The sequence below is a fragment of the Corynebacterium urinipleomorphum genome, assembly GCF_900155535.1.
GTDB lineage: Bacteria > Actinomycetota > Actinomycetes > Mycobacteriales > Mycobacteriaceae > Corynebacterium > Corynebacterium urinipleomorphum.
In genome coordinates, this window is the sequence record NZ_LT706965.1 from 611,517 (window position 1) to 623,660 (window position 12,144).

General features: G+C 64.1%; 10 protein-coding genes. 9 read left to right on the forward strand and 1 reads right to left on the reverse strand.

Annotated elements, in window-relative coordinates; genetic code table 11:
* Positions 1-5: 5 nt before the first annotated feature.
* The 6 genes from CZ338_RS10085 (at position 6) to CZ338_RS10110 (ending at position 5,870) form a co-directional block, all read left to right on the forward strand.
* Positions 6-1,529: a DUF7782 domain-containing protein gene (locus tag CZ338_RS10085; protein WP_235839531.1), complete on the forward strand. Its 1,524-nt coding sequence runs from the start codon at positions 6-8 to the stop codon at positions 1,527-1,529.
* Between the two features lie 26 nt (positions 1,530-1,555).
* Complete coding sequence (dtd, locus tag CZ338_RS10090; protein ID WP_087118065.1) at positions 1,556-1,990, forward strand: D-aminoacyl-tRNA deacylase; 435 nt, start codon at positions 1,556-1,558, stop codon at positions 1,988-1,990.
* A gap of 170 nt (positions 1,991-2,160) precedes the next feature.
* The gene (locus tag CZ338_RS10095) at positions 2,161-3,156 is read left to right on the forward strand and encodes a sigma-70 family RNA polymerase sigma factor (protein ID WP_087118066.1); all 996 of its coding nucleotides are present in this window, start codon (positions 2,161-2,163) and stop codon (positions 3,154-3,156) included.
* 157 nt (positions 3,157-3,313) lie between these two features.
* A complete protein-coding gene (locus CZ338_RS10100) occupies positions 3,314-4,006 on the forward strand; it encodes a metal-dependent transcriptional regulator (RefSeq protein ID WP_087118067.1) in 693 nt (230 codons plus the stop codon).
* Positions 4,007-4,050: 44 nt separating this feature from the next.
* Positions 4,051-5,016, forward strand: coding sequence for a UDP-glucose 4-epimerase GalE (gene galE / locus CZ338_RS10105; RefSeq protein WP_087118068.1), 966 nt, complete (start codon positions 4,051-4,053; stop codon positions 5,014-5,016).
* 200 nt (positions 5,017-5,216) lie between these two features.
* Positions 5,217-5,870: a LysE family translocator gene (locus CZ338_RS10110; RefSeq protein ID WP_162287330.1), complete on the forward strand. Its 654-nt coding sequence runs from the start codon at positions 5,217-5,219 to the stop codon at positions 5,868-5,870.
* Positions 5,871-5,961: 91 nt separating this feature from the next.
* On the opposite strand, the gene CZ338_RS10115 is transcribed toward CZ338_RS10110, so the two are convergent.
* The gene (locus tag CZ338_RS10115; RefSeq protein ID WP_087118069.1) at positions 5,962-7,206 is read right to left on the reverse strand and encodes a DUF4192 domain-containing protein; all 1,245 of its coding nucleotides are present in this window, start codon (positions 7,204-7,206) and stop codon (positions 5,962-5,964) included.
* Between the two features lie 232 nt (positions 7,207-7,438).
* On the opposite strand from CZ338_RS10115, the gene CZ338_RS10120 reads away from it, so the two are divergent.
* The 3 genes from CZ338_RS10120 to CZ338_RS10130 all read left to right on the forward strand — a co-directional run bounded on the left by CZ338_RS10120 (position 7,439) and on the right by CZ338_RS10130 (position 12,122).
* A complete protein-coding gene (locus CZ338_RS10120) occupies positions 7,439-8,473 on the forward strand; it encodes a PAC2 family protein (RefSeq protein WP_087118070.1) in 1,035 nt (344 codons plus the stop codon).
* A 27-nt stretch (positions 8,474-8,500) separates the two neighbouring features.
* Positions 8,501-11,068 carry a DEAD/DEAH box helicase gene (locus CZ338_RS10125; RefSeq protein WP_087118071.1) on the forward strand — a complete coding sequence of 856 codons (2,568 nt, stop codon included), beginning with the start codon at positions 8,501-8,503 and terminating at the stop codon, positions 11,066-11,068.
* 112 nt (positions 11,069-11,180) lie between these two features.
* On the forward strand, positions 11,181-12,122 hold the full coding sequence (locus CZ338_RS10130) for a hydrogen peroxide-inducible genes activator (RefSeq protein WP_087118072.1): 942 nt from the start codon (positions 11,181-11,183) through the stop codon (positions 12,120-12,122).
* Positions 12,123-12,144: the final 22 nt, after the last annotated feature.

Here is a 12,144-nt window from a genome sequence, read left to right on the forward strand (position 1 = left end):
ACACCGTGCAGCCAACCGACATCGCGCGCGACCTCGTCCGCGAGTTCGACGACGCCGGATTCACGGCGGATTCCATCGCCGCCCACCTCGGGCCCGACGCGATGGAGGCGCTCTTCCGTGGGGAGCCCGGCGCGGTCCTCGAGGCATGCGACAGCTCGCGTTTGTCCGGCCTCATCCGCTTCTTCCTCGTGCGTGAGAAGATGACGGCGGAAGAGCTCTCCGAGTATCTTCCGGCGCGTCTCGTTCTTTCGCTTATCGACGCCGCCGTGGTCTCCCCCACCCGCTCCGGCGACCTCCAGATTGCCCTGGATGTCCGCCCGCACATCATCGCGGGGCGCGACCGCTTCATTTTCTCGGACCTGGACGCGTCCATGACCGACCATGTTCCGGGGCCGGACCATGTCCTCGGTGTGGGCGCGGCGAGCTTGTCGCTGCTCTCTGCCACTCCCCTGACTCCAGTTGAGTCCGTGCTCGACGTGGGCACCGGTTCCGGCGTGCAGGCACTCGCGCAGTCCACCTCCGCCGAGCGCGTGGTGGCCACAGACGTCCACGAACGCGCCCTCACCCTCGCCGAGGCGACCATGGCGGGTGCGGGCGTGAACAATGTCGAGCTGCGTCACGGCTCCTGGTTCGAGCCCGTTGAAGGTGAGCGCTTCGACCGCATCGTGGCCAACCCGCCCTTCGTCGTCGGTCTGCCCGAAGTAGGCCACGTCTACCGGGATTCGGGTCTGGACCTGGATGGTGCATCGGAGCTCGTCGTCTCCTCAGTGCCCCACCATCTGGCGCGAAACGGCTCCGCGTTCATCCTCGGTTCTTGGGTGCACACCAGCGACCAGTCGTGGGAGCAGCGCGTGGCCAGCTGGTTCCCGTCGACAGGGGTCTCCGCGTGGGTCCTGCAGCGCGATGTCGTCGACCCCGCGCTGTACGTGTCCACGTGGCTCAAAGACGAGTCCGTAGACCCGCGCTCAGCCGACGGGATCGAGCGGACCCGCCGTTGGCTCGCGCATTTCCGCGAACAGGACGTGCGTGCTGTCGGGTTCGGGTGGATCTTCGTGCGCGATATCGGCGACGCTCCCACGGAGGTCACCACGGAGACCCTCACGCAGCCGTTCACGGACCCCCTCGGCCCCGAGGTTGAGGAGTATTTCGTGCGGATGGAGTGGTTGAGGGGGACGTCGATAAGCGACGTGCTCGATGCGCGCTATGCCCTGCGGCCCGGCGTCGCCCTCGAGGACGTGAGCCTCGCGGACGCGGTGACCGGAATGGGCTTCGCGCCGGAGGTCAAGCGCATCACGCGTACCGATGGCCCACGCTTCACCCACGATGTGGACGACGCTGTCGCCGCGATCCTCGCCGGCCTCAACCCGGATGGCCTGCCGCTGCGCGACATTGTCTCGCTCTGGGCCGCATCCCACGGACTGGACGATGACGCGGAGACCGCGCTTTACGACGAAGCCGCCGCCGTCATTGTCGACCTGATCCGCCACGGCTTTGTCCTGCCCACCGACATTGTCAGCCTGAACAGCTAGCTCCCCACAGAAAGTACGCACCACCCATGAAGGCCGTGCTCACGCGCGTAACCGAAGCATCCGTCACTGTCGACGGCGAGACCGTCGGCGCCATCGACTGCCCGGAGACCGGCGGGATCCTCGCTCTGGTCGGCGTCGGCTCGGCAGACGCCGACGGCGCGTGGGAGACGATGGTGCGCAAGATCGCCGAACTGCGCATTCTCGACGGCGAAGTCTCCGTCGAGGAAGCCGGTGCGCCCGTTCTGCTCGTCAGCCAGTTCACGCTCATGGGGCGCACGAAGAAGGGTCGTCGCCCCTCCTGGTCCGACGCAGCCCCGGGCGACGTTGCCGAACCCGTCATTGCGAAAATCGCCGAGGGGCTCAGGGCGCGAGGAATCCACGTCGAGGAGGGCCGCTTCGGCGCGATGATGGAGGTCGCCTCCGTCAATTCCGGACCGTTCACCGTACTGGTTGAAAGCTAAACCGGAACTGCTAAAGTCCCATTCACGGCAACCGCGCACCCGCTCCTCCGCACAACCCCCGCTGAGCTGCGCGAACACACAGCTCAGCGGGAGAGGCCCACAGCGGGAACAAACTGCTCTTGTCCGGCGTTAGAACGATAGATTCGCGAGACTTGAAGGAGCTTTCATCCATGACTCAGCCCAATGTGGATCATGTCGATGACAATGAAGAGAAAGTCGACCGCGGAAGCCGGCGAAACCAGACGAACGATAATCCGTCCGCCGACCTCGTGCGCGTCTACCTCAACGGCATCGGCAAGACTGCTCTACTGAACGCTGAGGAAGAGGTCGAGCTCGCCCAGCGCATCGAGGTCGGTCTGTACGCTCAGCATCTCCTCGACGACCCGGAAGTGGACCTCACCCGGGCGAAGCGCCGCGACCTGAAGATCCTGGCCAAAGATGGCCGCAAGGCCCGCTCCCACCTCCTCGAGGCGAACCTGCGCCTCGTCGTCTCCCTGGCCAAGCGCTACACCGGCCGCGGCATGCCGCTGCTGGACCTAATCCAGGAAGGCAACCTGGGTCTCATCCGTGCGATGGAGAAATTCGACTACACCAAGGGCTTCAAGTTCTCCACCTACGCCACCTGGTGGATCCGTCAGGCCATCACGCGCGGCATGGCCGACCAGTCGCGCACCATCCGCCTCCCAGTCCACCTCGTGGAGCAGGTGAACAAGCTCTCCCGTATCCGCCGCGAGATGTACCAGTCGCTCGGCCGCGAACCCACGAACGAAGAGCTGGCGGAGGAATCCGGCATCGACGAATCCAAGATCGAGATGCTGCTGCGCCAGTCCCGCGACCCGGTGAGCCTGGACATGCCGGTCGGTGCCGACGAGGAAGCCCCGTTGGGCGACTTCATCGAGGACGCTGAAGCAGCCGACGCCGAGGACGCTGTCGTCTCTGCCCTGCGCCACGACGACATCAACGACATCATCGGCGGCTTGGAGCAGCGCGAGCAGGACGTGATCCGTTTGCGTTACGGGCTCGATGACGGCGTGCCACGCACCCTGGACCAGATCGGACGCAAATTCGGTCTGTCCCGCGAGCGCGTCCGCCAGATTGAGCGCGAAGTCATGAGCAAGCTGCGTGTCGGCGACCGCGCTGATCGCCTGCGCGACTACGCGCTCTAACCCCGTCACCCAGGCGTACCGGCCAAAGATCGGTGTGTTCTGGGTTACTATGTGCTCTAGCCGTTATTAGCTGTTGACCGTGTTGGGCCCTCGCATCGCTGCTTTGCCCGAGTGCGCACTTCACGGCCCCCGTGTGAAGGATTGAGGGAAGTCCGTAGTGAGAGATCTCGTAGATACCACCGAAATGTACTTGCGCACGGTCTACGAGCTTGAAGAAGAAGGCATCATCCCGCTGCGCGCGCGCATCGCGGAACGCCTCGACCAGTCCGGCCCCACCGTCTCCCAGACTGTCGCCCGCATGGAGCGCGACGGCCTGATCGTCGTTGAGTCGGACCGCTCCCTTTCTTTGACCGAACGGGGCCGCGAACTAGCCACCTCGGTCATGCGCAAGCACCGCCTCGCAGAACGTCTTCTCACCGACGTGCTCAACCTCGACCTCAGCCAGGTCCACGCCGAGGCGTGCCGTTGGGAGCACGTCATGAGTGAAGACGTCGAGCGCCAGATGCTCAAAGTCCTCGATGATCCCACCCGCTCCCCCTTCGGCAACCCGATCCCCGCGCTCGACGAACTCGGTTACACCGAGCCCACTGAGAAAGACTTGGGCTCACGCGCCAGCGACCTCGATCTCACGGAGCCCGTCCGCGTTGAGGTGGTGCAGATCAACGAGATCCTGCAGCTCGACTCGGAGCACTACTCCTCCATCTGCCGGTACGGCATCAGCCGCGGAGTGGCAGTGACTCTCGAGCGCAACGAAAATGGCTCACTTGCCGTGATCACCGAGTCCGGCTCCCGCGTAGACTTGGCCCCGGAGTTGGCGCACGCTCTGCGCGTCACTCCGCTGAACGCCTGATATTCCGCCGTCCGCTTGCTCTCCCACTAGAAAGAGATCTCTCCATGTCCCGTCTCGTCGTCACCGGAGGCGCCGGCTACGTCGGCAGTGTCTGCTCCAAGGTCCTGCTGGAAGCGGGCCACTCCGTCACTATCGTGGACAATTTCTCCACCGGTAACCGCGACGCGGTGCCGGAGGGCGCGACGCTTGTCGAGGGCGACATCAACGACGTGATCGACGACGTTCTCGCGGACGGGCCTGTCGACGGCGTCCTCCACTTCGCCGCCCGCTCCCTTGTGGGCGAATCCGTGGAGAAGCCCGACGAGTACTGGCGAGACAATGTGGGCACCACACTGAAGCTGCTCAACTCCATGCGCGACCACGACGTGGCGTCTCTGGTCTTCTCCTCCACCGCCGCCACCTACGGCGAGCCGGAGCAGGTGCCCATCACCGAGGACATGCCCACCGCCCCGACCAACGCGTACGGCGCGACCAAGCTGGCCATCGACTACGCAATTACCTCCTACGCCACCGCTTTCGGCCTCGGCGCGACGAGTCTGCGCTACTTCAACGTCGCCGGCGCGTACGGCGGCCTCGGCGAGAACCACGCCACGGAGACCCACCTCATTCCGCTGGTCCTCCAGGTTGCGCAGGGCACACGCGACAAAATCCTGATGTTCGGCGACGACTGGCCCACCGCGGATGGCACCTGCGTGCGCGATTACATCCACATCCGCGACCTCGCCGATGCGCATTTGCTCGCCTTAGAGTCCAACACCCCGGGCAAGCACCGGATCTTCAACCTGGGCTCCGGCGACGGCTACTCAGTCAAGGAAGTCATCGATGCCTGCCGCCGCGTGACCGGCCACCCGATCCCCGCCGAGGTCGCGCCCCGGCGCGCCGGCGACCCCGCCACGCTCATCGCGTCCTCTCAGCGCGCGAAGAACGAGCTGGGCTGGGCGCCCACCCGCACGGACCTAGACCAGATCGTGCGTGATGCATGGGAGTACACCCATTCTGCTGGCGAGTAATTCACCTAACGTTCCTAGTTCAGCCACCACCCTTGGACTTGGCGCTTAACCATGCTCCAACTTCTGTTTCCAGATCCGCTCCCGTTTGGCGTCGAATGATTTGGAATCCGTAGACTAAAGCCTCCGGCTATTCACGGATTAGACTCCTGACCGGGATCGCTGACACATCAATAGAGGGCCACCAAGAAGTTCGGAGAGCAATGTTATTCGGAGATTTTCTCGCTTTAATTGGCGTGTTCGCTGCCGCGGTAGCGGTTCCTGGGCCTGATGTTGTACAGATTATCCGTTTCAGTGTGAAATCCCGGGCCGCTGGAGTGGCTTGTGCTACGGGAATCATGGCGGGGTATGCAGTCTGGATCGCTGCATCGTTGCTGGGATTAAGCGCCCTCATGCAAGCTGCTCCTCAACTGCTTGCAATCTTGCAACTGGTCGGCGGTGCCTACCTTCTCTATATGGGGTTTAGCGCGGTGCGTGGCGGACTTCGAGCCTGGCGATCGGGTGAGTCAGCGGCACTTCCTTCGAATCTCCATGATCAGTCAGTCGAAACGCGCAAGGCTTTTGGGGTTGGGATGGCAACGAACCTGTCGAACCCTAAGTCGGTGCTGTTTTTCGGAGCAGTGTTCGCTCAATTCGTGAAACCCAATATGGGCGCGGAGTGGATGCTGCTGATCCTCGTCACTCTCTTTGTTGTGGGCTTCGTGATGTCGGCTGGTTTTGCTCTTCTTGTTGATGTCTTTTCCAGTTTCCTATCCCGCTACGGCCACTTTGTTGATATGGGTACAGGCTCGATCTTCATCATGTTAGCTCTCTGGATGCTCGGAGAAGGTACCGCGAGCCTAGTGCCGTCTCGATGATCTAAGTGAACAAATCAAACGACGAACTCCCACGGGTTTGCGCAATCAATAATTCGTGGGAGTACACCCAGTCCCGCGCCGGCGGCGCCCGCTAAGCGCTGGCCGCCTCACCGTAGTCGTCGCCGGGGTCGTCGAAGCTCTGCGCATCTCCGCTGTCGTCGCTGCCGCCAGCCGCGCCAGTGATGTGCGCGCACGCCAGCTCGCAGCCCTGCAAAATCGTGGTGACCAGGTGCTGTTGTTCGCCGGCGGCGAGGATTTCCAGGCAGATCGCCGACATGGAGTGCCGCGGGAGCTCTTCCTGCGCGATGGCCAGCGCCGCCGACGCCCACGAAGACAGACCGCGGCTGATGGCCACGATGCCCCACAAGCTCAACGCGTTGGCGCGCACAACTCCATCGAAGGCCCTGGCGACCGCGAGCAACGCCGTGGCCGCTTCCTCCGGGTGGCGCACGGCAGTTCCAATCACGCAGTCGCGCAGCACCGATCGAGTCAGCACCGTCACCACTGCGTGCAGGTCTCCGCGGTCAGCGAAAACCCGGTCCACTCCGTAGCGCTCATCCAGCGCGATGAGCGGCTGGGCAGGGGCGTGTGTCAGGGCCCGCATTGCCTGGCGTACGACAGCACTGGGCTCGGCGGAACCGCGGTCGATCTTCCGGCGCAGCTCATCTGCGCGGCGCCGGGCATCGCGTGAGAAAGCTGTCACGTCGACGCGCTCGCCATCGACAGTGATGCCTGCTGGGTCGTCGTCCGGCTGGAAGTACTCGAATGTGTCGGATCGGTTCAAGGCCGGCAAAATGCCGTTATCGCGCCAAGCGCGCATCGCCGGTGAGCTCACCACCGACGCGACCGTGCCCCGGCCCCACTTCAGATCCGGCCACTGCCGGTCCATGTCGTCCGGATCCGGACCGAAGACCATTTCGTACGGCGTGCCCTGAGCAATCTCGGAGACATGCCACAAGACATCTACCAGCGGCTCGCCGCACGGCCGGGTCAGGTCTTCGAGAGTCTGGACTGCCTCATTCGCGCTTTCTGAATGCGGCATGCGGGTCACCATGACCCCCAGAAAGGCGACGCAATGCTCAACCGGCGCAGTGGTCAGGAAATCGGCGAGCTGGTCCGCGTTCACGATATCGGCGCGCAGCATCGGCCCCAGCACGAGCTCACCCCCGATCTCCGCGTCGGGCACGAGCCCGATCACAATGATGGACTCCTGCGGGTAGTACCCGAGCGTTCCCGGGATGGTGGCGATGATGGTCGAAGGATCGTCAACAGAACCGACGTTGTCGGTCCAGGGGTCAAAGGGCGGTTTCTGCGGATCTGAGAATGAATTGTTCATGCCCTATTGGACTTGTGTGACCCCTCGCTCGGTTCCCCAAGGCAGGACATCAGGCGGAAAAGAGGTGGGGGACGGAGCGGGGGAACGTCGATAAGCGGAGCTGTGCTTTCCTAGTCAATGCGGCGGTGCGCGACATGTCCGTGCGCGGGGTCCGTAAGGTGGGAATGAAACTCTGCACCCGTGCGGTTGAACGTGGTGTTAGACGGTCCAGAAGACAAGGAGGATGTCACCCATGACGTCAGACGATCAGCGGCACATGTACGAGCTGGAATACCCGGCTCCCGCCGTGGAAGACGGTGCGTCTTCTGGCCCCACCCTCATCGTGGCCATGCAGGGCTACGCGGACGCGGGCCACGCTGTCGAAGGCGCAGCCGGGCACCTAAAGGACGCGCTGGACTCGCGGACGCTGGCCACGTTCAACAACGACGAGCTCATCGACTACCGCTCACGCCGCCCGATGGTGACGTTGAACGAGCACGAGATCAGCGACATCGACGAGATCGACCTGGACATCCGCGTGCTGCGCGACTCTAAGGGCGAATCCTTCCTGCTGCTCTCCGGCCCCGAGCCGGACTTGAGGTGGGAGGCATTCTCGAAGTCCGTCGCAGACTTGGCCGATCGCTTCAACGTGGACAAGACTATTTGCCTGTACTCAGCGCCGATGGGCGCCCCGCACACACGTCCCCTGGTTGTGTCCGCGCACGGCAACGACCGCGAGCTGGTGGGCAAGATGTTCACCTTCGACGGCATGGTCTCCGTTCCGGGCGCCGCCGCCGTGATGATCGAGCGCGAGCTGCACTCCCGCGGCCGCCGCGTGGCCGGCTACACCGCACACGTCCCGCACTACGTCGCGTCCTCGCCGTACCCGCAGGCTGTGTACCAACTGCTGCAGTCTGTGTCGGACACCTCCGACCTGAAGTTCCCGCTGCGCGCGATCGAGCGCGACATGGACCGCGTTGCGCAGCAGCTCGCCGAGCAGACCAACAGCTCCGAGGAGATCGCGCAGGTGGTCGAGCAGCTGGAGCAACACTACGACTCCGAGATGGCCTCCTACCGCGAGAAGAACCCGCAGAAAATGATGCCGGGTGAAGCCCAGGTGCCCAGTGGCGACGAGATCGGCGAGGCCTTCGAGAACTTCCTCGCCGCCATCGACGACCGCGACCGCGGCAAGACCCTCGGCCCAGGCAACGAGACAGGAGACGATTCCGGCATGTGGGACGAAGGCGGGCAGATCGACCTACCGGACGTTCCTGATGATGACGAGTAGGCGCGAAGCTGAAGTACCGTAGTCCACGTGACTGACAACGCCGCCGCACCGACGCTCGCCGACAGCATCGCCGACCTCGAAGACGTTCCCGCCGCGCTTATCGACGACGCCGTATGGGACACCTTCACCTCCTGGACCACCTCGCGCGGGATTTCCCTCTACCCGGCGCAGGAGGAAGCGTCGCTGGCGCTGCTGGCGGGCGATAACGTCATCCTGGCCACCCCGACCGGCTCCGGTAAGTCCATGGTGGCCAACGCCGCCCACTTCATCGCCATGTCGCGCGGCCAGCGCAGCTTCTACACCGCACCGATCAAGGCGCTGGTGAGCGAGAAATTTTTCTCCCTGTGCGAGATCTTCGGGCCGGAAAACGTGGGGATGATGACGGGCGATGCCACCGTCAACGGCGACGCCCCGATCATCGCGGCCACAGCCGAGATCGTGGCTAACATCGCGCTGCGCGAGGGAGCGAAGTCCGACATCCGGCAAGTGGTCATGGATGAATTCCACTACTATTCCGAGCCGGATCGCGGCTGGGCGTGGCAGGTGCCGCTGCTGGAACTGCCCAAAGCCCAGTTCCTGCTCATGTCCGCCACCCTCGGCAACACGAAATGGCTCGAGGACGACCTGACCCGCCGCACCGGGCGGAAAACCACGTTCGTCGGCGGCTCCGAGCGCCCCGTCCCGCTCGACTTCCACTACGTGTTCACCCCGGTGCACGAGACCATCGAGGAACTGCTGGAAGACGGAAAAGCGCCCATCTACGTGGTGCACTTCTCCCAACGTGAAGCGACGGAGCGGGCGCAGGCATTGACGTCGATGTCGATTGTCACCGCCGAGGAGAAGGAGGCGATCGCGGAGGCTATCGGCGACTTCAGGTTCACCACCACCTTCGGCAAAACGCTGTCGAAGCTGCTGCGCCGCGGCATCGGCATCCACCACGCCGGCATGCTGCCCAAGTACCGCCGCCTGGTCGAACGGCTCGCCCAGGCGGGCCACCTCAAGGTCATCTGCGGCACCGACACCCTCGGCGTGGGCATCAACGTGCCCATCCGCACAGTTCTCATGACCGGTCTGACCAAATTCGACGGCACAAAGCAGCGCATTGTGAAATCCCGCGAATTCCACCAGATCGCCGGACGCGCGGGCCGCGCCGGGTACGACACGGAAGGCACCGTCGTCGTCGAGGCGCCCGAGCACGAGATCGAGAACGTGAAGTTGCGCCGCAAGGCCGGCGACGACCCGAAGAAGCTGAAGAAGATCCGCAAAAAGGCCCCGCGCGACGGCGAAGTCTCCTGGTCGGAGAACACCTTCAACCGCCTCACCGAAGCCGAGCCGGAGGAGCTGACCAGCCAGTTCGCGGTGTCCAACTCGATGCTGCTCAACGTCGTGGCGCGCCCCGGCGACGGGTACGAGCACATGAAGCACCTCCTGCGCGACAACCACGACACCCGCGCCAAGCAGAACCGCGACATCCTCACCGCCGTCGACCTCTTCCGCGGTCTCATCGCCGCCGACGTCGTGGAACGCACCCCGGACTCCCCCGCCTTCCGCCCGTACACGCTGACGGCGGAGCTCGACCGGGACTTCGCGCTCAACCAGCCGCTCGCACCGTTTGCGCTGGCGTTCTTGACCCTGCTCGACCCCGCGAGCGAGACCTACGACCTCGACGTCATCTCCACCTTCGAAGCGATTCTGGACGACCCGCGCCAGCTGTTCCAAGCCCAGCAGTCCGCTGCGCGCGGCGAGGAGATCGCGGCGCTCAAAGCCGACGGAGTGGACTACACGGAACGCATGGCGCTCGTCGAGGATGTCACCTACCCGCAGCCGCTGCGCGAGGAGCTCGAGGACGCTTACGAGACCTTCGTCCAGGGCAACCCGTGGGCGAAGGAATTCGACCTTTCGCCGAAGTCCGTCGTGCGCGACATGATCGAGCACGCCATGACGTTCTCCGACGTCATCGCCACCTACGGCCTCGCGCGCAGCGAAGGCGTGGTCCTGCGCTACCTCACCGACGCATGGCGCACCTTGTCGCATTCCATCCCCGACGCGTACATGACGGAGCGACTCGACGACATCAACGTGTGGCTCGGCGAACTCATCCGCCAGGTCGATTCTTCGCTTATCGACGAATGGGCCCACATGGCCGACGACACCACCCCCATCAGCCGCGACGACCTGGAACGCGAGTTGGCCTTCGGTGTGGAGGATCCGACAGCCCTCACCGCCAACCGCCGCGCCTTCACCATCATGGTGCGCAATTACTTCTTCCGTCTCGTGGAGCTCTTCGCCTACGAGAAGGAGAAGGAACTGGCGGAGATGCTCGACTACATGGACCTCACCGACCAGCCGGACTGGCCGGCTCTCATGGACGACTACTTCGACGAGTACGACGACGTGGACCTGGACGCCGACGCCCGCGGCCCCGAATACTTCGCGCTCGCCGACGCCGATTCCGGTTCACGGTCCTGGACCGTCACCCAGATCATCAAAGACCCGGACGGCGACAACGCATTCCAACTGCACGGCACCGTCGACCTCGACGCCTCCGACGCCGCCGGCGAGGTGCGACTGAGCGCGCTGGAGATGCGCCACTAGTCTGCGCGGGGTGAATAGCGGTGGTTCACCGAGACATGACGCTCCTACTCTGAAAGGCGAAAATAATCCCTGTTTTCGCCCTGCAACCTATCAATCCTTGTACTTTTAAAACATGAGCACCAAGGAGTACCGCCCGACGCTGGCTCAAATCCGCACGTTCGTCACCATCGCCGAGCACCGGCACTTCGGCACCGCAGCGAACCAGCTGCAGATCTCCCAGCCCTCGCTGTCCCAGGCGCTCGTCGCCCTGGAAACAGGCTTGGGCATTCAGCTCATAGAGCGCTCCACACGCAAAGTGATTGTCACTCCGATTGGACAGCGGTTGCTCCCCTACGCGCAGGCCACACTAGAAGCCGCCGATTCCTTTGTGCAGCACTCCCGCGGCGCACACGGTGTGTTGACCGGCCAGCTCACGTTGGGTGTCATTCCCACCATCGCTCCGTATCTGCTCCCGGAGCTGCTCCGCGTTGCGCAGGAACGCTACCCCGCGCTCGAACCGAAGATCGTCGAGGAGACAACCCCTGCGCTCATGGAGCAGCTGCGCAGCGGGCAGCTCGACGCAGCGCTGATCGCCTTCCCCACCGGCACGACCGGCCTGACGGAGCTCCCCCTCTACACCGAGGACTTCGCCATCGCCGTCCCCGACGGACACGTACTCGCCGGCCGGGACGACGTGACACTTTCAGAGCTTGACAAGCTGGACATGCTGCTCATGGACGACGGCCACTGCCTGCGCGACCAGATCATGGATCTGTGCCGCACCGCCCACCTCGACGTCGCCGGGATGGCCGACTCCGTCACCCGGGCATCCTCCCTGACCACCATCATCCAGCTCGTGTCCGCCGGATACGGTGCGACCCTGCTGCCCGTCTCCGCTGTTCCCGTCGAGTGCGCCCGCCCCAACGTTTCCGTCGCGCGCTTCGCTCCCAGCGTCACCGCCTCCCGCAACGTAGGACTCGTGCACCGCTCATCGTCTACACGAGCCGACGAATTCGTTGCCCTGGGGGAATTGATCACGGATGCGTTTGAGGGGACCGTCGATAAGCGCGCGTAGCTAGCTGCTAGTTTCGCGCGGT